The organism is Bradyrhizobium sp. USDA 4472 (genome assembly GCF_054058595.1).
In genome coordinates this window covers 4,477,050-4,498,830 of record NZ_JBSSAM010000001.1, presented here as the reverse complement: position 1 = coordinate 4,498,830, position 21,781 = coordinate 4,477,050, and the positions used below count along the sequence as shown (strand labels likewise).

Genomic DNA, 21,781 nt, shown 5'->3' with positions numbered 1-21,781 from the left:
GAAAATACAGGGCATGACCGACATCCACGATACGCGCCGCGAGATGCCGCTGGGCCTGGCCCAGCGCGGCTATACCGGCGTCATTCAGCACCTCTCCGCCAAGGATGCGGGTTCGGCGCTCACGGACATCGAGCTCGAGAGCCGGCTGATCGAACTCGGTTTCGTCGAGGGCGCCCGGGTCGAGGTCCTGCATGAGGGGCTGGTCGGGCGCGACCCGATCGCCGTGCGGGTCGACAACATCACCATCGCGGTGCGCCGCCGCGAAGCCATGGCCATCATCGTCGCCTGAGATCGCGGCCGGATATTTGTTTCCATGGAATTACCCCTTCTGCATCTCGCCCTGGTGGGCACGCCAAACAGCGGCAAGACCTCGCTGTTCAATGCCCTGACCGGCAGCCGGCAGAAGGTCGCCAACTATCCCGGCGTCACCGTCGAGCGCAAGGAAGGCTTCTTCGTCACCCCGCAGGGACGCCAGGTCTCCGTCGTCGACCTGCCCGGCACCTATTCGCTGCGCGGCCGCAGCCCGGACGAGGAGATCACCCGCGACTTCGTGCTCGGCAAGGCCTCTGGCGAGACCCTGCCCGACCTCGTGCTGTGCGTGGCCGACAGCACCAATCTGCGCCTGACCTTCCGCCTCCTGCTCGAGCTCAAGCGCACCGGACGGCCGATGATCCTCGTGCTGAACATGTTCGACATCGCAAGCCGCCGCGGCATCTCGGTCGACGCCGACAGGCTCGCCAAGGAGCTCGGCGTGCCCGTCGTCACCTCGATCGCGGTGCGCAAGGGCGGCACCGCCGACCTGCTGGCGCTGACCGACGAGATCTCGGCCAAGCTCGCCGCCGAGCCGGCCGAAAACACCTGGCGGGCGCTCAGCGTCGCCGAATTGCGCGCCACCCAGCGCGAGGCCGATCGGATCATCTCCGATTGCGTCAGCCTGCCTGCTCGCCCCGACACCTGGACCGCGCGGATCGATGCAATCGTGCTGCATCCGGTCGGCGGGCTCATCGTGCTTGCGGCGATCCTGTTCGTGATGTTCCAGGCGGTGTTCGCCTGGGCGCAGCCGCTGATGGAGTTGCTGCAGTCCGGCTTCGATACGCTCGGCGAGTTGGTGCATGCCAGCCTGCCCGCGGGCCTGTTGCAGAGCTTCCTCCAGAACGGCGTGATCTCGGGCGTCGGCAGCGTCATCGTGTTCCTGCCGCAGATCATCATCATCTTCCTGTTCATCCTGCTGCTGGAAGATTTCGGCTACATGGCGCGCGCCGCGTTCCTGATGGACCGCATCATGGGCGGCGCAGGGCTGCACGGCCGCGCGTTCATTCCGCTGCTGTCGAGCTTTGCCTGCGCCATTCCCGGCATCATGGCCACGCGCGTGATCGACGACAAGCGCGACCGGCTGACCACGATCCTGATCGCGCCCCTGATGACCTGCTCGGCGCGCATCCCCGTCTACACGCTGATCATCTCCGCCTTCATTCCGGCCAAGGACGTCTGGGGCTTCGTCAACCTGCAGGGCCTCGTGATGTTCGGCCTCTATGCCACCGGCATCATCAGCGCGTTGGCGGTCTCGTTCCTCATCAAATTCTTCATGCTGCGCGACTACGCGCCGGCGCCGTTCATGCTTGAGCTGCCGGACTACAAGATGCCGCGGCCGAAATCGATCGCGATCGGCGTCTACACGCGCGCCAAGATGTTCCTGCACCGCGCCGGCACCACGATCTTCTCGATGATGGTGCTGATCTGGTTCCTGGCCTCGTTCCCGCAGCCGCCGGCGGGTGCGACGGAACCCGCGATCGACTTCAGCCTGGCCGCCATGATCGGCAAGGCGATCGAGCCGCTGCTTCACCCGGTCGGATTCAACTGGCAGATCGCGGTCGCGCTGATCCCGGGCATGGCGGCGCGCGAGGTCGCGGTCGCGGCGCTCGGCACCGTCTATGCGATCGAAGGCGGCAAGGAAGCGGCCGAGCAGATCGGCCAGGTGCTGGCGACGAAATGGTCGCTCGCGACCGCGCTGTCGATGCTCGCCTGGTACATCTTTGCCCCGCAATGCGCCTCGACACTTGCCGTGATCCGGCGCGAGACCGGAAGCTGGACCTGGATGGCGGCGACCTTCGCCTACATGCTGGTGCTGGCCTATGCGGCGAGCCTTCTGACCTACAACGTCGCGGTCGCGTTAGGGGCGGGCTGACACCTCTCCAGAGCAAAACTGCGAAAACAACCCCATGCACAGTAGAATGCCCCGCCCGGATGATGAGCGGTGAGGGCGACAAAGCCGATGATGCGTCTGCGGGCGCGAGATTCGGAAAATCGGTTGACCCGTCGGGCAAAACACGGGCATGATGGCATGATCGATCTCCGGCCCTCTGCACGTCGGTGCGGTCGCCGCAAGCCGCGGCGGTGGCCTTGATCGCGATCGCATGCAACGCATCAGTCAGCGCCGCGACGGGCTTGGCCGGCGCTTGATCTACATCAACATCACCGCCCCCTGCGAGAACAGGTTGTAGCCGGCGCGGATGAAGTCGCGCTCGTCGCCTTCGTTCGCGGATGTAGAGGGAAGAATCATCATGCGTATTTCGATCAAGTCCATGACCGTTTCCGGAATCGCCGCCAGCGGACTGCTGGGACTTGCAGGCGTCACGTTCAACCCGGCGCCAGCTGCCGCAATCGTGTATTGCACGTATGTTGGCTATCCCGCCGGTTGCGTTGCGAGAGCCGGCGTCGTGCTGCGGCCCCGACCGGTCGCGCGTGCCGCGGTCCGTCACAATGTTGGCGGCAACGCCAATGGCGGCGTCAATCGCATCGGGGCGCGACGCTGAGGACTGGTTTGCGGGTTCGCCGCTTTTTGTCGGCAACGGGCAAGGCTGGGGTCTCTCCGTCGTGCTGGACCGGAGCTGCACGCAGCTTCTGACAAGAATGGCGCAACGTCGTCGCAGTCTGGGCCCATCATGGGGGGCGCGGAGCGACCAAGATGCCGCTACTGGCGTATTTCTGGAAGGTGGGCGCGGCGCTGCTCGCGCTCCTGTTCGTTGCGGACTTTTGTCTGGACGAGGCGCCCGTCGCCTGGAAGACGAGTGTGGACGGGCCGGCCATACGCATTCAATCGGATCGCAGATGGCCGGAGCGCGTTGTCCTCGATACCAGCGCGCCGACAACCGTCGCTGCGACGCCTGAAATCATGCACATGGAGAAATCGCCTCTGGCCGACCGGATGGAGCCACCGGTCGTCAGGACGGAGCCTCCGGCCTTTCTCAATGCACTTGCCATGGCGCGAACGGATCAACAGCCAGGCGAAACCGTCGATCGGAAACGAGCGCGCAAGACGCGACACGTCGCAATGCGATCAAGGCGGCAGCCACCGCAAACGGCTTTGGCAACGCGGCAGGCGCAATACGCGTGGTTCGGCTACAGATACTGGTGACCGGCGCAACGGCATGAGCGCCACCCCAGATCGCTGTCCCATTCACGCGAGCTCGGGGGGTTCGCTTCATCGACAACAACCAGCGGTCACATTGTCCTTCTGAACAGGCAAGAGCTGGCCGAATTTGACCGTCCGAACTGAGTTGCCGAGGCGCACGTTCGTATCGCCCATGAAAAAGGCCCCGGCCGATGCCGGGGCCTGAGTTCACGGGGAGGACGCAAGCTCAATAGCGAGCCGTGACGGGCGCACCGTAACCGCCGAAGCGATAGTTCACACGCAGCGTGATCATGTCGACATCCTGGCTGACACCGCTGCCGAGCAGCGTGACGCCGCCGGGTGTGACCACGCCGGCGAAGCTGGTATTGTCACGCCCCATCCAGAGATGGTCATATTCGACACCGAAGGACCAGTTCGGCGCAAAGCCATATTCCCAGCCGACACCCGCGGTGCCGCCCCAGCGCGTGTGACCTGCCGAGGCGAGGCCGACGCCCGTGACGTTGTTGAAGATGTCGAAGCGATTGCGTGTCACCGCGGCGCCGCCCTTCACGTAGAACAACGATGCGTTCCAGGCCCAGCCGAGCTGCGCGGTGAAAAGGCCGATGCCATCCGTCTTGCCCGTGGTCGAGACCAGCGGGTCGATCAGGCTGACGCGTGTGTTCTTGATATCGGCCCAATCGCCCTGCGCTTCCAGGCCGAGCACGAACTGATTGGTCTGCCAGCGGTACCCAATCTGTCCGCCGACAAGTCCACCCGAGCGATCGGCGCAACCGCTGGCAAGAGTCCCCGCAGGAGTCAGGAAATCGACGCATCCACGGCTCTGCCCCCAGCCCCCGTTGGCGCCGATGTAGAACCCGCTCCAGTTATAAATCGCCACCATGGGTGCCGGCGGCGGCGCCGCCTTCACAGCCATGTCGGCCGCCATGACCGGAGTGGCCATGCTCAGCGCCGCAAAACCGATTGCGGCCATCGAGAACCTTTTCATCATGATATCCCCTTTGCTCAGATCTCTTTCGGTCGAAAAAGCGCGCCGCTATGTCGGCTGAGGGCGCGTAAGTCCTGCGAACATCTTGAAAGTCTATGCGCGGGGGCCGTTTCGGCCCGTATCAAAATGGCAACACCCAAACGCGATCGCTGTGCACGTCAACGTGCTTATCCGGTATCATGCTGGTGAGGCGCGGAAGCGCCCTCCTGATCTTCGGCGAGCCACGCATGAATGCCGGCGGCTGGAATGAGCCGCCTCGGAACGTGGGGATTGATCGTACCCGCAAAGACCGCAAGCCCTTCGTCGAGCTTGGCGCGCGCGAACAGCTTCGCTTCATTCTCCGTTGCAAACGTCTTGGTCTCGCGCGGACTCCGCAGCCTGGATAGAAGACCGCGCTTTCGCACTTCCGAAGTGACGTACCAACTCGCAACCATCGCATCCACCAGCAAACGCCCCATTGCGCTTCTGCGGCAGCGGGTGATCGCGTCGGTTGATCCAGATCAAGTTGCGTTGACAACCTGACGCGCTGCGACCGTCATCGGGCCGCGATCATTCCGCCCTGATCGATAGCCCGGATGGGAGCGCAGCGAGAATCGACGATTTTTTCCCGCGCGGACCCATCTGCCCGGATCGCGCTATCGTCACATTCTGTTACTTCGGAAAATACGATATAGCGTCGGACAAAACAGGGGCAGGATGGGGTCACCGCAGTCTCGCCGGTCGGCACGTGGCTGGTCTCGCGCGGCGGCGAGGACGATTCCTGGATCTACGCGTACGCGCGCAATATCGGCACTCAGCTACCTTACAGGAGATGGGGCCGTGGGGATTTCCGCCGGGCCGCCAAGGCCAATTACGCCACGGTCACCGGCCAGCTCTGGACGCCGGCTGCTCCGGCCAGGGAGCGGCGTCCCGTCACGCGCGCAGGGGTCGCCCTGCACAACACGAAAGACGACTGCTGGGCCATCATCGCAGGAAAGGTCTACGACATCTCCGCCTGGGTTCCCCGTCACCCGGGTGGGCCGGTATCGCCCGGACGTACGCCGGCAAGGAGGCCACCGCCGAGTTCGGCGACTACCACAGCGCCGAAGCTGTCGCGCACATGGCCCATTTCTGCATCGGCGAGCTCGTCGGGGCTCCCGGCCGCCTAGCCGCGAACGGACGCGCTGACAAGCAGATCGGAGCACCGCCCGGGAACTCGGTCGCTGCTGAAGAGTTCCTGTTGCAGGCCTACTTGTCCCAGCCATGCCCCGGAGATTCGGGCAGCCGGGCTTCCAGAGACGCGCAGGGGGTTCAATGACTGGTTCATCCGAGGGCGCTTCAGGCAGCGAGCCCAGCGATCAGCCAAGAATTTCGACCGGCAGCGACGGATTGGATGACATCCTGGGAGGGGGCTTCGATGCCAACCGCATGTATCTCTACGAGGGCAGGCCAGGCACCGGCAAGACCACGATCGCGCTGCAATTCCTGCTGAAGGGCGCGCGTCGCGGAGAACGGGTGCTTTATATCACGCTGTCGGAAACCAGGCGCGAGCTGGACCTCGTCGCGCGCCGCCATGGCTGGTCGCTGGACGGCGTCGATATCTTCGAGCTGGTCCCGCCGGAAACGACGCTCGACCCCGAGCGCGAGCTCACCGTGTTCCATCCCGCCGAGATGGAGCTGAGCGAAACGACGGGCCTGATTTTCAGGGAGGTCGAACGGATCAATCCGACGCGCGTGGTGCTCGACAGCCTGTCCGAGTTGCGTCTGCTTGCCCAGAACCCGCTCCGTTACCGGCGGCAGGTGCTGGCCCTCAAACATTTCTTCACCAACCGAAATTGCACCGTCATCCTGCTGGACGATCTCTCGTCGTCCCAGGACGATCTGCAACTGCATTCAATCGCTCACGGCGTCGTCATGCTCGAACAGCTCGCCATCGATTACGGCGCGGAACGGCGGCGGCTTCGCGTGATCAAGATGCGCGGCATCCGATTTCGCGGCGGCTTCCACGATTTCACCATTGAAAAGGGAGGCCTGCAGATATTCCCCCGTCTCGTCGCGGCCGAGCACCACAAGCCGTTCTTCGGTGACTTCACGCCGAGCGGCAGCGCCGAGCTGGATCAGCTGCTGGGAGGCGGCCTCGAGCGCGGCACCAACGCGCTGCTCATCGGGGCTGCCGGCGTGGGCAAGTCCTCCGTCGCACTGACCTACGCGATCGCAGCGGCCGAACGTGGCGAGCGCGCCGCATTCTTCGCCTTCGACGAGGGGCGCGGGACCGTCGAAGCGCGTGCCCGCACACTCGGGCTGCCGCTGGAAAAGCACGTCGAGTCCGGTCTGATCCGGTTTCAACAGATCGACCCGGCCGAGCTGTCACCGGGTGAGTTCGCCGCGCTCGTGCGGGAGAGCGTCGAACTCGACAATGCCCGCGTCATCGTCATCGACAGCCTGAACGGTTACCTGAATGCGATGCCGGACGAGCGATTTCTCATCCTGCAAATGCACGAGCTCCTGACCTATCTGGCGCAGCAGGGCGTGCTGACCATCCTGGTTCTTGCCCAACACGGGCTGGTGGGCGCCATCGATTCGCCGCTCGACCTCAGCTATTTGAGTGACGCAGTGATCATGCTGCGCTACTTCGAGGTGGGTGGAACCGTGCGTCGCGCTCTGTCCGTGGTGAAGAAGCGCAGCGGCAATCACGAGCACACCATCCGCGAATTTCGTCTCGGCCCCACCGGCATCAAGGTCGGTCCGCCGCTCAGGGACTTCAGCGGTATCTTCTCCGGCAATCCACAATATACGGGGACAGCAATGCCCGAGGAATCGGCCGAATGAGCGCCGACCGGGATCAACAGGTTCTCATCTACGCTCCGATCGGTCGCGACGGACCAGCTTCCGCCGAACTTCTTCGCAGCGCGAACCTTGCGGCCATCAACTGCCGGAGCCTGTCCGAGCTCGTCAACGAGATGACAGCCGGTGTGGGCGCCGTCTTCCTCGCCGAGGAAGGTTTGTTCGGGCAAGACACGACGGCGCTGGCGCAATGGACTGCGAACCAGCCGCCGTGGTCCGACCTTCCCTTCGTCATCCTCACCAGTCATCGCGAACAACCTGCCGTCGTCGCATGGCGCCGCGATATCGTCGCGCTGCTCCGCAACGTCTCGCTGCTTGAACGACCGGTGCAGCCGATGACGCTGACCAGCGCCATTCAGTCGGCGATGCGCGCCCGCGAGCGCCAATACGAAATCCGGACACTCCTCGATGCGCGCGAGCAGACGGCACAGCAGCTCGAGAGGCTCGTCGTCGAACGCACACGTGCCTTGGCTGATGCCAACGAGCAACTGCGTTTGGAAATGAACGAGCGCGCCCGCGTCGAGGAGACGCTTCGCCAGGCCCAGAAGATCGAAGCCATCGGCCGGCTGACCGGTGGCGTGGCGCATGACTTCAACAATCTGCTGATGGTCATATCCGGTGGCCTCGACATGCTCGACCGTCAGGTGGATCCTGCCCGCCGTCGTCGCCTGATGGACGGGATGGTCCAGGCCGCACAGCGCGGGGCCAGCCTGACCCGGCAGTTGCTCGCGTTCTCTCGCCGGCAGACGCTGCGGCCCGAGCCCGTCGACGTCGCCTCGCAAATGGGCGGTATGCGCGAACTGCTCGATCGAAGCCTGAGAGGCGACGTCCACGTCGAGTTCGACTTTCCCGAGACCCTCTGGCCGGTGGAGGTCGACCCCGGCGAGCTTGAACTGGTGATCCTCAATCTCGCCGTCAACGCTCGCGATGCAATGCCGAACGGCGGCACGATTGTCGTCCGCGGCGAGAACCTGCCCGATCTGAAGGACGAGCAGATCGCCGGAGACTACGTGCGCCTCTCCGTCGTCGATACCGGCGTCGGCATGGGGCCCGAGATCCTGTCCCGCGTCTTCGAACCGTTCTTCACGACCAAGGAGGTCGGAAAGGGTTCGGGACTCGGGCTCGCGCAAGTCCACGGCTTTGCGACGCAGTCACGAGGGACGGTCCGCATTCGATCGGAAGTTGGCAAGGGCACCCGCATCGAGCTCTATCTGCCGCGCTCCCACAACGTTCCCTCCAGGGAGCGGCACCTCATCGATTTCAACATGGTGCGGCCGACGCGAAGCACCCAGGGCCAAATCCTTCTGGTCGAGGACGACGACGAGGTCGCCGCTCTGGTGAGCGAGATGCTCGGGCAACTCGGCTACGAGGTGACGCGGGCCGCGAGCGGCGCGGCCGCGCTCGGCGCCCTGGCCGATGGCCGCGCAGTCGATCTCGTCTTCTCCGATATCATGATGCCCGGCGGCATGAACGGGATCGAGCTGGCGCGCGAGATCAGGAAACGCCGTGGCGACATGCCCGTGCTGCTGACCAGCGGATACTCGGAAGCCGCTGCTCGCGATGCCGAACTTGACGGTATTCAAATTTTGCCGAAACCGTACCACATCGACGAACTCGCGGCGGCGCTCAGCGCGGTGAGGTCGGAACCGGAGCGCGAGACGGAGCCGAAGCGATCGAACGGCGGCTGACGTCTCGCGATCTCCTGTCACGAAACAGGGTCGCCGACCGCCTTGCACCGTTCTTCCTTCGCAGCACGCTCATTTTCAATCCGCAAGAAAAGCAGCAAGGGATCGAGACATGATGACCAAGGCCTTTCTTCTCGTCGAAGACGAGGCGCTGATCCGGATGATGCTCGCCGACATGATCGAGGAGCTCGGCCATCGCGTGGCGGCCGAAGCGGGAACGATCGACGAGGCGATGTCGCTGGCAAGCTGCTCCACATTCGATGCCGCCATCCTCGACATCAATGTCGACGGATCACACATCACGCCCGTCGCGGACATGCTGGCGACGCGACGAATTCCCTTCCTGTTCGCAAGCGGCTACGGCTCCGGCGGCGTCCCTGACACGTTCGCCGACAGGCCGGTGCTGCGCAAGCCCTTCCAGATCGAGGAGCTGGAGCGCATCGTGAAATCGCTGTGCTGAGCGGCGCCGACGACACCCTGAAGGTTGGGCCGAATTGTCATCGCGCCTTAGCTTCTTGTTTGAGCATGATCTCCGCGCAAACCATGTTCCGGTTCGCGCAGGGTGCAAAACGCGTTCCGGCTTTCTGACGGTCGAGCGCGTGGAACCTGAACAGCCATTCAAGAAAGTTTCTTGCCAGTTCCTGCAACAGCCGGCGGCGGCAGAAGTTGACCCGTCGACGAAGCAGAAGGAGGAGGAACAGATGAAGAAGCTGACTTACGCTCTCGCGGCGGTCGCGACACTTGCAATCGGTGCCCCCACCATCGCCAACGCGGCTGGCTTCGGCGTCTATGTCGGCGGCGACCGCGATGATTACGGCCCGCGCGCACGCATCTACGAGCATGACCGCGGCTGGCATCATGGCTGGTACCACCACGATCGCGATTACGACCGCGGCGTCGTGATCCGCCGCCACCACTGGGACGACGATTAATCCGTGCCACCGCTGTGAACAAGGAGGCCTCGCTTCGGCGAGGCCTTTTTGTGTCCGAATGGAGCATTGTCCGAGCGGATCAGCAGAACTTGGCCGCTCGGATTTGAATGGCTTTCGCGGCATCGGCTGTTTATGGTTCGGTCATGTCCCGCTTCGTGTGCCTCTTCGTTGCTGTCATTCTGTCGCTGCTGCCGGCCACCGCACCGGCCGCGCAAATCCACAAAAAGCAAGCCTGGCATGGCTACGGCTTCCTGCCGGGCTATCGCCAGCCGCTGAGCAACAGCCAGCCGATCTACATGCAGAAGAACGGCTTCAGACGTTACGCGCGCGAAAACCAGCGTCCCTGGTATATCGATCGCGTGCCGGCCTACTACCGCTACATGGACGGCGAATGGCACTATTTCGGCCGGCCCGGCTTCGGTGGCTCCCGCTACAATGGCGGCAGCTTCGGTCCGTGCTGGACGCGGACGCCGATCGGCGCGATCTGGAATTGCGGCTGATCGTCCTTCACCTCTCCCGACCGGGAGAGATGAAACGGACACCTTGATCAAAAAACAGCACCCGCGAACCGGCCGTCATTCGGAACGATACGTTCCATGTCCCGCTCACTGTTGCGACCGGGAGGGTGCTCCCTAGCGGAAATAACCCAGTACGAGATCGATGTCCGAGCTGCCCGGCACCGTGCCGTTCAGCTCGGCATCGATGACGCGGCGGCAGGCTTCGATCGCGGCGTGGTCGCCGAGATCATTGGCGGCCTCCAGCACGAGCCATGCGGCGTCGACCGTGGCCTTCTCCGGAGCCGAGCCGCCGGCGCCAACGAGGCTCTTGTTAAGGCTCTTGTTCTTGCGAACTGCGGTACCGAATTGAGGCAACATTACAAATACTCCCTCGATGTCCCGTTCAGTGAACCTGCTGGAGCTCGGGCTGACGACCCGTCGCGGGATCGGCACCGGCGCTGTTCTTGCGCGACTGGTAGAACTTCAGAATGCTGCGCGAGGTCTCGATCTTGAGCCGGCCGAAATCGCGCTCGTTGTCGTGGAGCTCGCGCGCCGTGATCAGGTGATCCTTGGCGCCGAGGAACAGAAGAGACATCGTCGTGTCCCAGGAAAAGTCGAGCGCCTTGCACAGCACCAGGATCATCTCGCGGTTGCGATCCATCAGCGCCCGCTCGATCACGTCGACCGGCAGCGACGACAGCAGCGACAGGCCGATCTGCACCTCGTCGAAACGATGCTGACGCGCATAGTTCGAGATCGAGACCTGATTGAGGTTGCCCTGCCGGTACTGCGTCGTCACCACGCGCTTGGCGACGAAGTAGCTGCGCGAGGACGGACCGAACTTGGACTGCAGATCGCCGGTGACCTCGGTCACCGAGGTCTGGATCTGCGACATCATCTCGGGACGCTCGGTCTCGAGCCGGCGGCGGACGTCTTCCGACGCCTTGGAGATGAGCTGCTGGAAGATGTGGCGCGGCACGTCCTTGCGCAGACCGAGCTGCTCGGCGAGGATCGAGTCGCCTTCGGCGCGGCGGACCATGTGCAGCAGGCCCGAACCCGAGAAGCGCGCGCCCTCGTTCCTGGCCACGGCGGTGACAACCTCCTGGTTACCACGCTTGACGAGCACATCGGTCACGGCCTCGCCGATCGCCTCGCGCTGGGAGATCGCGAGCAGATGCGCCTGGCCCTTTGTCATGGCGCTCTCGACCAGCACCTTCTCGTCGATGCGGTTGGAGCCGCGCAGCACCGGCCCTGCGACCTCGATCTCGTCATCGAGGGCAAGCTTCTCGATGACGTTGAGAGGGGCGTGATCGCAACCCGCCATCAATTCGGAGAGCTGCGCCCGCGCGGCGACCTCGATCTCGTCGGCGAGCCGGCCGATGACTTCGCCGAACATGCTGATGTCGTCATCGACATAGCGGCCTGTGATCAAAAGGTCGGTCGCATGCCACAGCGCTTTGGCCCTGCTTTCGTCGGTACCACGCGCGATCGCGTCGTCCAGATCTTGTAGAAGCGTCGTCGCCCCGTTCATGTCGATAACCCCAGTTCCTCGCGCGCCATCCTGCGTCTGCAGGCAGGACTCCGGATTGCTCTGGAACCAACCTAGAGATCAAACGCGAGAATCCAGTAAAATCGTCGCAGCAGTTTGCCGACGAAAATTCGTTCAAATGCGGGGAAATGGGTTTACCGGCGCGTCAGGTGCCACCTGTCCCACGCCGGAGGTGGGCACCGAACGGCTCGCACCTTCGTCCTACGGATTCGACGGCGTCAGGACCAGCGGCGGCTTCGGCCTGGGTCTTGCGGGCGGCAGGCCCGGGGCGGGCCGCACGTCGATCGGCGGCGGCAGCGGCGCCACCTGCTGGCTTGCCAGCGGCGGGCTCGGCGCCGCGGGCGCGGCAAGCGGCGCCCTTGGCGTCGGTGCGGCCTTGGGCTCAACCCTCAGCTTCGGCGCCGGGCGGCGCGGATCGCGTCCCGGCAACGGCACCTCGGTCAGCGCCGGAGGCGGCTCCGGTTCGGGCGAGACCAGTGTCGGCAGCGCGGCGGTCGCAGGCGGCGGCTCGCCGCGCTCGATCGCATCCAGCCGCCGCGTCTCGCGATCGATCGTACGCACCGCAAGCCATGACGACAGCGGCGTGAGATCGACGGTGCGGCTGAGCTTGTCGGGCGGACCTGCCGCGAACAGCTGGATCTCCGGTGGCGCGCCGGAAAGGCCGGTCATGATCGGCGTCAGGCTGGCGCGGATATCGACCTGATCGGCCGGAATGTCGTAACCGCCGGAGACGATGGCGCGGGCGTTCTTGGCTTCGAGCGGGGTCGCACCGACGCGCAGGCGGCCGTCGCGGATCGTGAACGGAATCTGTGCGGAGGCGACCGCTATGGGCGCCGCCGACAATGCGGGCTCGACCAGCTGACGCAACCTGGCGTCGTCGCTCACCTGCCCACCATCGCTGGCGCGGATGGCGATCTCGAAGGCGCGCGGATTGAGGCCGCTGATTTCGGCCGAGTCCAGTGTCACCGTGCCGTTGCCGGCGAGCGCGCCTGTCAGCGCCGAGACGCTGCGGCCCTGGCTCGTCAGGGTCATCTGCACCGAGGCGCGTCCCTTGGGCAGCGCGAGATCGCGGTAGCGCAGCGAGGTCGCATCGACATTGGTGAGATCGAGATGCGCGTTCAGCGCCAGACCGTTGGCGCCGTTGCGCGCATCGAGGCTTGCCGTCATCTCGCCGCCACCGAGGCCGCCCTTGAGCGCATCGAGCGCGAGCGACTGGCCGTCGCCCCTGATCGTGCCGCTGAACGGGCGCAGCTCGATGCCGCCGGGCAGGCTGCCACGCAAGGCTTGAAACGCGATACGGCCGCGCCAGCCAGTGACGAGACCGGCGCTGAGCGCCTCGCCGCTGTCACGTCCGGCCGCGCCGATCGCCAGTGCGAGCGCCGGCGCCAGATCGAGCGTGTCGAGCCCGACCTCGCCGTCGACGGTCTTCTCCTGATCGAGCGTCATGACGAGATGGCCGCGCAGATGCGAACCTGCAGCGGTGCTGTCGAGATCGTCAAAGGTCAGCCGATTGCCTGACAGCGCGAGGCGGGAGGACAGGTTTACGGACCGCGCCGATTTGTCGGCCGGACTGGTCCCGAACAGCGGCGCCAGATTGGCGTTGCGCACGTGCAGATTGACATTGGCCTTCGGCTCCGACGCCGACAATTCGAGATTCCCTTGCACATCCGCGTCCAGCCCGCCGCCACTGAGCTTTGCGTTCAGTTGCATCGGCCCGCGCCATGCGCCGCTCAGCTTGCCCGCGAGCTGCGAAGCGCCCTCGCCCGCAGCGGCGATGCGATCGAGACCGAGCAGTTCCGTCAGCGCGGCGGCCTGGGGTGCCGAGACTTTCGTCTCCAGCGTAAAGTCGCTGTTGCGCAATTTCTCGATGTCGATGCCGTTCACCGCCGCCACAGGCGCTTGCGCGGTGAGCGTGGCAATGGCCTTGAGCTGCGGCGCATCCAGGTCGAAGACGGCGCGCGCGTCGCTGCGATCAGCATGTTCGGCGCTCTTGTCGAGGCTGAGGTCGAGCTTCAACCGCGTCGCGCCAGGCAACGCCGGGATGGCATCGAAGCGGGCGCGCACGGCGGGCGCGATCGGCTCGAGCAGCGCCGTGAGGTCGCGCAGCGAGTTGGCCGACGATGTCAGTGCGAGCCTGCCGGTGGCCTTGGTCCGATCAAAGCTGCCGCTCGCCTCCGTGGTGACGCCGCTCGCCTGGCTGAACCGCAATTGCTCCAGCGACAACGACGTCGGACCGTAGCCGAGCCTGGCTGCGAACGGCCGCAACTCCTGCCCCGCCGAGATCGCACGGCCGATGTCGAGCGAGAGTTTTGCTTCCTCCGGCCATTCGCCTTGAGGGCCGGCGAGCGCGCGCACGAAGCTCGCGGCGGCATCGAGGTCGAGACGGTCGGCCTTGAGATCGGCATCGATCCGCGAGCCCTTGCTGGCGCCCGTTTGGACGAACGCAATGCGGCCCTCGACCGCACCGCCTTCGATGTCGGCCTTCAACTTGTCGATGGCGAGATGGTTGGCGGCGATTGTCACGTCGCCGGCGAGGCGTAACGGCCGCGTGCTGCGCCTGAGAATGTCGTTGCGGCCCTGGAGCCAGGCCACGAGCGTATCGGGATCGGAGGACTCGACGCTGAGGCGGCCGCTAAAGCTGTCGGCGCCGGGCGTCGCGCCATTGAGCGACAGCTGCGTCATGCCGGGCGCGCGCAGCTCGAGCCGCTGGAAGGTCCAGGATCGGCCATCGGTCTGCAGCTCGGTCGTGATGTTCTGGAGCGGGCGGCCGCCCAGCATGATCTGGTCGGCGTTGAACTCGATCTGCGCCGGGATCGGCGCCTGCGGGATCGCCGCAAGCCCTGCGCGCAGCGCCGGCAAAATGCGCAGCGGATCGGCGTCGTCTCTGCCCGCGAGCTTGTCGGCATCGACCTGCCGCGCGGACAGGACCGCACGCAGGAGCGGGGACGCGCCAAACCTGAGATCGCCGACGCCGCCGATCTTCAGCGCGCTATCCTCGGGGCCAAAGCTCGCGTCGATCTGGTCGAATTTGGCGCCTGCCGGATCGGCTTTGAGTTTTGCGGTGAGCTTCCACGGCACCGGTCCCGCCCCGCCTGCCTTCTTCGTCGGCGGCACGGCCAGCGTCAATGCGCCGTCGAATTTCGGCTGGCGGTTGTCGAAGGCAAGCACGCCTTCGAGATCGGCCGAAACGGCGCGCTCGCCGGGATCGATATTGAGGTGCAGACGCGTGGCGCTGCCATCGGGGCTCGGGCCGGAGGACACGCGGAACGGATAGCGTACCCCTCTGGCGGTGAAATTACCGTCGCCCCGCACCGAGCCCGCGAGCGAGCGCACGTCGCCGGAGAAGACGATGTCGTTGAGCTCCAGGGTCGAGCGGCTGGCCGCGTCGTGAAGCGCGATGCGGCCGGTGAGGTTCAGCCGCTCGATGGCGAGCGAAGCCAGATTGAAGGTGCCGCTCGCCGTGGACGGCAAATCGACCTTGCCTCGGGCATCGAGGCCGAGGTCCAACGCCATGCCGCCAATCGAAAGCTCGGTGGCGCGCCATTCGCCGCGCATCAGGGAGCTCAGGCTGAACTCGACGTCGAGCTTGTCGGCACGCAGACGGCCGAGATCGTTGTTGCCGCCGAAGGTGACCGAGCGCAGCCGCAGCGTCGGCGCCGGCAAGAGCCGCGCATCCAGCTCGCCCCCGACGCGCACCGGCACCCCGATGATACGGGTCGCCTCTGCCTCGAACTGGGGCCTGAACTGGTTCCAGTCGATGAAATAGGGTCCGATCAGCGCAGCCAGAAGCGCTAAAATAAAGGCAATCGCCAATCCGAGCAGCGTCGTCTGCACGGGTCTCCCCTCGGCCAAGCCGGCACCCGGGTCAAACCCAAGCCTTCAATCAAGCTTCAGGCGCGCCGGAACTGCCCCTATATAAAGAGAAGTGTGGCGAAGTCACAGCGGCTGTCGCGCGCGGAGGTTAATGCACCCGGCCATCACCAGCTGGCCGGCAGACGCTTCAGGCCCCGCAGCACGAAGGTCGGCCGCCATTCCGGGTTCTCGACGTCGTCGATGCGCAAATCCGGCAACCGTCGCAACAGGGTGGCGATGGCGATCTCGGCCTCGATGCGCGCCAGTTGGGCCCCCAGGCAGAAATGGATGCCGCCGCCGAACGACAGCGGCCGGACGTTTGGCCTGGTGATGTCGAGGCGATCGGGGCGATCGGGATAAACAGCCGGGTCGCGGTTGGCCGAGCCGAGCAGGCAGAGCACGGTCTCGCCCTTGGGGATCCTCTTGCCACCGAGATCGTCGATATCCTCCAGCGTGACGCGGCCGGTCATCTGCACCGAGGAATCATAGCGCAGGAACTCCTCGATCGCGTTGGTCATGAGCTCGGGCCTCGCCTTCAGCAGTGCGAGCTGGTCCGGATTGCGATGGAGCGCCAGCAGACCGTTGCCGATCAGGTTGACAGTGGTCTCGTGGCCGGCACCGAACAGCAGGATGATGTTGGCCGTCAGCTCTTCGTTGGTGAGCTTGTTGCCGTCTTCCTCGGCCTGCACGAGCTGGGTCGTGAGATCGTCCCCCGGATTGCGGCGGCGCAGCTCGAACAGCTGCTGAAAATACATCTGCGCCATCATGTTGCCGGCGTTGCCCTTCGCGATCTCCTCCGGCGTGAGCGGAACCGGATCGAGCAACCGCCCGCCATCGCGCGAGCTCTTGTAGAAGGCCTCGCGGTGATCCTCGGGAATGCCGAGCATCTCGCAGATGATCGTGACGGGCAGGCGGAACGCAAAATCCTCGATCAGGTCCATATGGCCGCGCTCGATCACCGCATCGATGGCCTGATCGACGATCTCCTGGATGCGCGGACGCATGTCCTCGACCCGGCGCGCGGTGAAGGCCTTCACCACGAGGCCGCGCAGGCGGGTGTGATCGGGCGGATCGGACTGCAGCATCCAGTGGCTCATGCTGCGGAAGACCGGCTCTTCCATGATCTCGGGGCTATAGCGGCGCTTGGAGCGCTCGACGAAATCCTTGCCGAAGCGCTTGTCGCGCATCACGAGGCTCACGTCGGCATGACGGCTGGCCACGAATTGGCCGAACGGCGTCGCATGGACCGGATCGATCGTGCGCAGCCGGTCGTAATGCGGATAGGGATCGCGGATGAAGTCCGGCGACAATGGATTGAACAGCGGATCGCCGCCTGCGGGTTGCACTTGCTCGTTCATGGTGACCTCACATCGGTTGCCGCATGACACGATACGCAGCCAGAGCCCGGAGCCCGGCGTAACCATCCCCAAGATGACTTGATCAGATCATCAACTCGATACATTGTTGTATCGAGTTGCATTCTGCCCTAAACTGGCCCGATGTCAAGGGTGAGAACCAGGCCGACCAGGGACGACACGCGCGACAAGTTGTTCGAGGCGGCCGCGCACGTGTTCGAGCAAGACGGCATCGGCGGCGCCAGCATCGAAGCGATCGCGGCCGCTGCGGGTTTTACCCGCGGCGCATTCTATTCGAATTTCAAGAGCAAGGACGAGCTGATCATTGCGATGCTCGAAGACCATGTCGAGCAGTCGATCCGCCGCAACATGGACATCCTCGCCCAGCACGACAATCTCGACGACTTCATCGCCGCGCTGAAGTCGATGGACCGCAGCAAGCAGGACCCGCTCGGCCGCTCGCCCCTCCTCCACATGGAGATGATCCTGTTCGTTGCGCGCGCCGAGAAGCGCCGGCCGGAACTGGCAAAACGCCTGCGCGCCCGGCGCAAGCTGATCGCCGACATCGTCGAGGCGACCGTGAAGGACAACGGCATGGGCGACACGCTGAACCCGCCCTGGATGGCCTCGGTGGTGCTGGCGCTGGAAGACGGCTTCCGCCTGCACCGGCTGATCGATCCGGACACGACCCCGGCCGACAGCTTTCTGCGCGCGATCACGGATCTGCGGCGCAGGACGGGATTGGCGTCGGACTAAGCCTTTCGCATGCGCTAAACGGTCGCAGTCCGGGGAACGCGCAAGCGGTCGGCAAACGCGAAGCAGTGGAACGCGCCGATCTCTTCTGCCGTCGCGATCAGCTACAAGGCTGTGGACGGCAGTCGCCCAGCACGCAAGATAAACGCTCGTTTATCTTCATGACTCTTTGTCTCTCCCGAAGGCGCGCTTGCAACTTTTGCCCGTCGTTGATGTTGGCCCGACATCACAACACCAACGAGGAGGAACGCACATGAAGAAGACCGCGCTGGTTCTCGCAACCGTCGGGATACTCGGCGTGAGCGCCGTAGCGGCACCAAGGCCCGCGGAGGCCCGCTGGCATGGTGGCTTCGGCCCAGCGCTGGCCGGTGGATTGATCGCCGGCGCCATATTCGGCGGCCTGGCATCGTCCGCTTACGCGTATGGTCCGGGCTACGGCTACTATGGCCCGGGTTACGGGTACTACGGCGGCTACGCGCCTGCGTATTACGGCGGCTACGACCCTTATCCGTGGGGCGGCTACACAACGACCTACTACAGCACCGGGTATGCGCCGGCCTATTACGGCTACCACTATCGCCGCATCGTGCGTCCGGCTTACGCTTACTACGGCGGCCCGTTCCCACGGCGGCACTTCTTTCACCATCGTTGGTACCATCACTGGTGATGTGAAGCGCCACGACAGGCTCGGCACGGAACGCTGAGCCCCCGACGTCAAATATCGGGTCGATGCCAAAGGCCGACTCCTTGGGCTTCGACCGGGAGAGATGCGCGCGGCCGCGACAGGGCCGGCGCAACTGCAAGCGACAAACTCAGGGAGATCGAGATGAACATTGGAAAGAACAAGTTCCTGCTGAGCACAGCAGTGCTGCTCGCCGGCGTCAGCCTGGCGTCTGTGCAGGGCTCGGCGCAGGGTATGCGCGAAGGTGCCGGCGGCGGAATGAGTGCTGGCGGCGGAACCTCCAGCGGTGGTGGCGCGGAACATTCCAGCGGTGCGATGTCGCATGGCGCGGGCGGTGCTTCCCACAGCGAAGGCATGACGCAGGGCCGCGCCGGCGGCCGGGCCGAGGGCTCCTCCGCCATGCAGGATAGCAGGCGCGCCGCTGACAAGGGCGACAAGAGCGACAAGCAGACCGTGGGCCAGGCCCCCGATCGCGACAATATGCGCCAGTCTCAATCAGAGCATGAAAAGCAAGGCAAGGACCAGACCGTCGGCCAGTCGCATGGCGATCGCGACCACGCGCGTCAGTCCAAATCCGAGAACGACAAGAGCGAACAGAAGAACCAGACCGTCGGGCAGAGCCGCGGCGACCGTATGCATCAGTCGCAAGGCGCAGAGCAGAACAAGAGCGCGACAACGGGCGCCAACACCAAGGACAACCTCCGGGACAAGAGTGCGCAGGACAAGGCTGCGCAAGACAAGAGCGCTCAGGACAAGACCGCACAAGAGAAGAATGCCACCGGCAGGAATGCGCAGGCTCCGAACTCCACCACGACCGGCGCGAACACCAGGAGCGAGGCGCAGAACAAGAACGCGCAGGATCAGAGCAAGACGACCACCGGCGCGAACACGGGCAACAACAACGCCCAGGGCCAGAGCGCGCAGGGCACGACGACCGGCGCCAACACGCAAGGACAGGCAAACGCTCAGGCGCAGACTCAGAACGGGACGACCCAGAGCATGTCCGGCCGCGTGCAGCTGAACGCGCAGCAGGAGACACGGCTGCAACAGTCGGTCCTGAATTCCCGCAATGTGGAGCGCGTGCGGGTCAACGACAACGCGATCAACTTCCGCGTCGATGCCGGCGCGGTCGTGCCGCGGGACATCTCGGTCATCTCTGTTGCGGATTATCCCGCGCTGATCGACGTCTATCCTGACTACCGCGACGACAGCTTCTTCGTCGTCGATGACGAGATCGTCGTCACCGACCGGAGCCGCCGGATCGTCGACGTCATCCCCGCCGGTCCGCGGACGCATTATGCCCGCCGCGGCAGCTCGAGCGGCAACAGCAGCGTCGCTGCGCTCGATCTCAGCCCCGACGAGATCCGAATCGTCCAGCGCGTCCTGATCCAGCGCGGCATGCTGTCCGGCGAAGCGGACGGCGTCCTCGGGCCGGAAACGCGCCGCGCGCTGATCTCCTTCCAGCGGCAGGAGGGCTTCCAGGCCTCCGGCTCGATCGACAGCCGCACCGTCGCTGCGCTTGGCGTATCCAATCAGATCAGCGCCACGCAGGGTCAGTCGACGACGGTCGGCCAGGGCGGGAATAGCCAGTCGACGCCGCCGCAGAACACGACCGGACAAGGCACCGGTCAGAGCAACGCGCCGGCGCAGCAGAACCAGACCACGGGTCAGGCTCCGCAGAACCAGCCGTCCACATCTGACCAGGCGCAGCAGAGCCAGCCCGCGAATTCGGGCCAGGCCAGCACAAAACCGCCATCAGGCCAGACCACCGGCCAGGCCCCAGCGCCGAGCAACAACCAGTCGACCGGTCAGCCCAGCACCAACCAGAGCACGCAGACTGGACAGACCAACCAGAACAATGCCCCGCCGCCATCGACGTCTGGGCAGCCGGCCAAGAAGTAATCCGGCCGGTCTCGTCTCAAGCCCCGCCTCCGGCGGGGCTTTTGGCTGCCCTCAGCGCGATGCCGTGCTCAGGTTCTCGCCGAAGAACTTCCAGGTCTTGCCGTCGAACTTCGCCAGCTTGAAGGTGTCGAACGTGGAATAGTCCGTTGGCGTCACCGAGACCGTGATGCCGGGCAGGAGAAGCGGCAGCGAGGCCTTGCTGATGTTGGTGGCCTGCTTCAAGACGTTTTCGCGTGTCAGCACGTCGCCGCAATTCTTCAGGATGAGCGCCGTGAACTGCGCGGAGGTGTAACCGACCTGGTTGCTGCCATCGATCGGATTTCCGTCCGGATACCACTGCTTCATGAACGCCAGATAGTCCTGCACGCCCTGATCAGAGTCCCATGCGGGGTCGCCCACGACCTTGAATGCCAGCGCCGTGATCAGGCCGGTGGACGCTTCCAACCCGGCTGGCCCGAGCACGCCGCCGATCGAGCTTGCAACCGACACGATGAAATGCGTCGGCTTCCAGGCGAGATCGGTCACCTTGCGGATCGCCTGCGCACCGAATTTCGGCGTGGCGATCGTCATCAGGACGTCGGCACCGGCGCTCTTCAGAGTGACGACCTGGGAATCGATCGTGGGATCGGTCACCTCATAACTGAGCTCCTTGATGATGAGACCAGCCTTGTCGCCGAGGCCCTCCTTGAAACCCTTCAGGTAATCCTTGCCGAAATCGTCATTCTGATAGATCACGCCGATCTTCGCGTCGGGAAGCTCCTTGAGGATGTACTTGGCGTAGATCTTGGCTTCCTGCGCGTAAGGCGGATAGAACGGCGTCGTCCAGGGAAAGCTCTTCGCATCGTTCCACTTCGAGGCGCCGGTCGAGATCAGCAGGTGCGGAATGCGCTTGCCGTTCAGATATTTCTGGATGGCGGAATTTGTCGGCGTGCCCAGCGAACCGATGTCGGCCAGGATCTCGTCCTGCTCGACGAGCTTGCGCGTCTGCTCCACTGTCTTCGGCGGGCTGTAGCCGTCGTCCATGCTGAGGAAGTTGATCTTGCGGCCGTTGATGCCGCCCTGGCTGTTGATCATCTTCCAGTAGGCGGCCTCCGCCCTGCCCTGCGTGCCATAGGCCGACGCCGGCCCGCTATAAGGCATCGTCTGCCCGATCTTGATCTCGGTATCGCTGGCACCGGGATCGTACTGCTTGTCGGCGGCGAAGGAGGCCGAGCTCGATAGAATGACGAAGGTGGCGACTGCCGCCACCGCAATGCAACAACGCATGAAACTTCTCCCTGTCGCGTCGCTGTTTGCCGCGACGTCTGCGGGGATAATGATCTCGGCCTTGTGGAATGTCGACCCGTTAAGTCGC

21 protein-coding genes are annotated in these 21,781 nt (G+C 64.7%); 13 read left to right on the top strand and 8 right to left on the bottom strand.

What is annotated here, in order from left to right:
- Positions 1-13: 13 nt before the first annotated feature.
- Together ACVWZ4_RS20855 and feoB are read left to right on the top strand one after the other, a co-directional pair.
- On the top strand, positions 14-289 hold the full coding sequence (locus ACVWZ4_RS20855) for a FeoA family protein (protein ID WP_092228350.1): 276 nt from the start codon (positions 14-16) through the stop codon (positions 287-289).
- Between the two features lie 24 nt (positions 290-313).
- Positions 314-2,185 (top strand): ferrous iron transporter B, encoded by a 1,872-nt coding sequence (feoB, locus tag ACVWZ4_RS20850; protein ID WP_456741073.1) that lies wholly within the window; start codon positions 314-316, stop codon positions 2,183-2,185.
- A 276-nt stretch (positions 2,186-2,461) separates the two neighbouring features.
- Here the strand turns inward: feoB and ACVWZ4_RS20845 are convergent, their stop codons facing one another.
- Positions 2,462-2,584: a hypothetical protein gene (locus ACVWZ4_RS20845; RefSeq protein WP_456698983.1), complete on the bottom strand. Its 123-nt coding sequence runs from the start codon at positions 2,582-2,584 to the stop codon at positions 2,462-2,464.
- Between ACVWZ4_RS20845 and ACVWZ4_RS20840 the strand changes: the two genes are divergently transcribed.
- Positions 2,583-2,813: a hypothetical protein gene (locus tag ACVWZ4_RS20840; protein ID WP_456698984.1), complete on the top strand. Its 231-nt coding sequence runs from the start codon at positions 2,583-2,585 to the stop codon at positions 2,811-2,813. The two genes, ACVWZ4_RS20845 and ACVWZ4_RS20840, sit on opposite strands and share 2 nt — an antisense overlap.
- A 179-nt stretch (positions 2,814-2,992) precedes the next feature.
- Positions 2,993-3,415: a hypothetical protein gene (locus ACVWZ4_RS20835; RefSeq protein ID WP_456741072.1), complete on the top strand. Its 423-nt coding sequence runs from the start codon at positions 2,993-2,995 to the stop codon at positions 3,413-3,415.
- A gap of 223 nt (positions 3,416-3,638) precedes the next feature.
- Here ACVWZ4_RS20835 and ACVWZ4_RS20830 read toward each other — a convergent pair whose 3' ends face one another.
- Positions 3,639-4,397 (bottom strand): outer membrane protein, encoded by a 759-nt coding sequence (locus tag ACVWZ4_RS20830; RefSeq protein WP_456698986.1) that lies wholly within the window; start codon positions 4,395-4,397, stop codon positions 3,639-3,641.
- Between the two features lie 167 nt (positions 4,398-4,564).
- Positions 4,565-4,831, bottom strand: a complete 267-nt coding sequence (locus tag ACVWZ4_RS20825; protein WP_456705051.1) for a hypothetical protein — start codon at positions 4,829-4,831, stop codon at positions 4,565-4,567.
- A 297-nt stretch (positions 4,832-5,128) separates the two neighbouring features.
- Here ACVWZ4_RS20825 and ACVWZ4_RS20820 point away from each other — a divergent pair, with 297 nt between their 5' ends.
- From ACVWZ4_RS20820 to ACVWZ4_RS20795, 6 genes are all read left to right on the top strand, one after another.
- Positions 5,129-5,545 carry a cytochrome b5 domain-containing protein gene (locus ACVWZ4_RS20820; RefSeq protein ID WP_456742243.1) on the top strand — a complete coding sequence of 139 codons (417 nt, stop codon included), beginning with the start codon at positions 5,129-5,131 and terminating at the stop codon, positions 5,543-5,545.
- Between the two features lie 145 nt (positions 5,546-5,690).
- Entirely contained in the window at positions 5,691-7,205 is a 1,515-nt protein-coding gene (locus ACVWZ4_RS20815) for an ATPase domain-containing protein (protein ID WP_456698987.1), read from the top strand.
- Entirely contained in the window at positions 7,202-8,908 is a 1,707-nt protein-coding gene (locus ACVWZ4_RS20810) for an ATP-binding protein (RefSeq protein WP_456741071.1), read from the top strand. Before ACVWZ4_RS20815 ends, ACVWZ4_RS20810 begins: the two co-directional genes overlap by 4 nt.
- A 109-nt stretch (positions 8,909-9,017) precedes the next feature.
- Complete coding sequence (locus ACVWZ4_RS20805; protein ID WP_456698989.1) at positions 9,018-9,365, top strand: response regulator; 348 nt, start codon at positions 9,018-9,020, stop codon at positions 9,363-9,365.
- Positions 9,366-9,606: 241 nt separating this feature from the next.
- The gene (locus tag ACVWZ4_RS20800; protein ID WP_456698990.1) at positions 9,607-9,837 is read left to right on the top strand and encodes a hypothetical protein; all 231 of its coding nucleotides are present in this window, start codon (positions 9,607-9,609) and stop codon (positions 9,835-9,837) included.
- Between the two features lie 143 nt (positions 9,838-9,980).
- The gene (locus ACVWZ4_RS20795; protein WP_456741070.1) at positions 9,981-10,337 is read left to right on the top strand and encodes a hypothetical protein; all 357 of its coding nucleotides are present in this window, start codon (positions 9,981-9,983) and stop codon (positions 10,335-10,337) included.
- Positions 10,338-10,469: 132 nt separating this feature from the next.
- Here ACVWZ4_RS20795 and ACVWZ4_RS20790 read toward each other — a convergent pair whose 3' ends face one another.
- From ACVWZ4_RS20790 to ACVWZ4_RS20775, 4 genes are all read right to left on the bottom strand, one after another.
- Positions 10,470-10,712 (bottom strand): hypothetical protein, encoded by a 243-nt coding sequence (locus ACVWZ4_RS20790; protein WP_456698992.1) that lies wholly within the window; start codon positions 10,710-10,712, stop codon positions 10,470-10,472.
- Positions 10,713-10,737: 25 nt separating this feature from the next.
- Complete coding sequence (locus tag ACVWZ4_RS20785; protein WP_456698993.1) at positions 10,738-11,865, bottom strand: DUF2336 domain-containing protein; 1,128 nt, start codon at positions 11,863-11,865, stop codon at positions 10,738-10,740.
- A gap of 219 nt (positions 11,866-12,084) precedes the next feature.
- Positions 12,085-15,717 (bottom strand): AsmA family protein, encoded by a 3,633-nt coding sequence (locus ACVWZ4_RS20780; RefSeq protein WP_456741069.1) that lies wholly within the window; start codon positions 15,715-15,717, stop codon positions 12,085-12,087.
- A 143-nt stretch (positions 15,718-15,860) separates the two neighbouring features.
- Positions 15,861-17,093, bottom strand: coding sequence for a cytochrome P450 (locus tag ACVWZ4_RS20775; RefSeq protein WP_456735985.1), 1,233 nt, complete (start codon positions 17,091-17,093; stop codon positions 15,861-15,863).
- Between the two features lie 141 nt (positions 17,094-17,234).
- Between ACVWZ4_RS20775 and ACVWZ4_RS20770 the strand changes: the two genes are divergently transcribed.
- From ACVWZ4_RS20770 to ACVWZ4_RS20760, 3 genes are all read left to right on the top strand, one after another.
- Positions 17,235-17,846: a TetR/AcrR family transcriptional regulator gene (locus ACVWZ4_RS20770; protein WP_456698996.1), complete on the top strand. Its 612-nt coding sequence runs from the start codon at positions 17,235-17,237 to the stop codon at positions 17,844-17,846.
- A gap of 250 nt (positions 17,847-18,096) precedes the next feature.
- Entirely contained in the window at positions 18,097-18,510 is a 414-nt protein-coding gene (locus ACVWZ4_RS20765) for a hypothetical protein (RefSeq protein ID WP_456698997.1), read from the top strand.
- A 159-nt stretch (positions 18,511-18,669) separates the two neighbouring features.
- On the top strand, positions 18,670-20,427 hold the full coding sequence (locus tag ACVWZ4_RS20760; RefSeq protein ID WP_456741068.1) for a peptidoglycan-binding protein: 1,758 nt from the start codon (positions 18,670-18,672) through the stop codon (positions 20,425-20,427).
- A gap of 51 nt (positions 20,428-20,478) precedes the next feature.
- Here ACVWZ4_RS20760 and ACVWZ4_RS20755 read toward each other — a convergent pair whose 3' ends face one another.
- Complete coding sequence (locus tag ACVWZ4_RS20755) at positions 20,479-21,693, bottom strand: ABC transporter substrate-binding protein (RefSeq protein ID WP_456790319.1); 1,215 nt, start codon at positions 21,691-21,693, stop codon at positions 20,479-20,481.
- Positions 21,694-21,781: the final 88 nt, after the last annotated feature.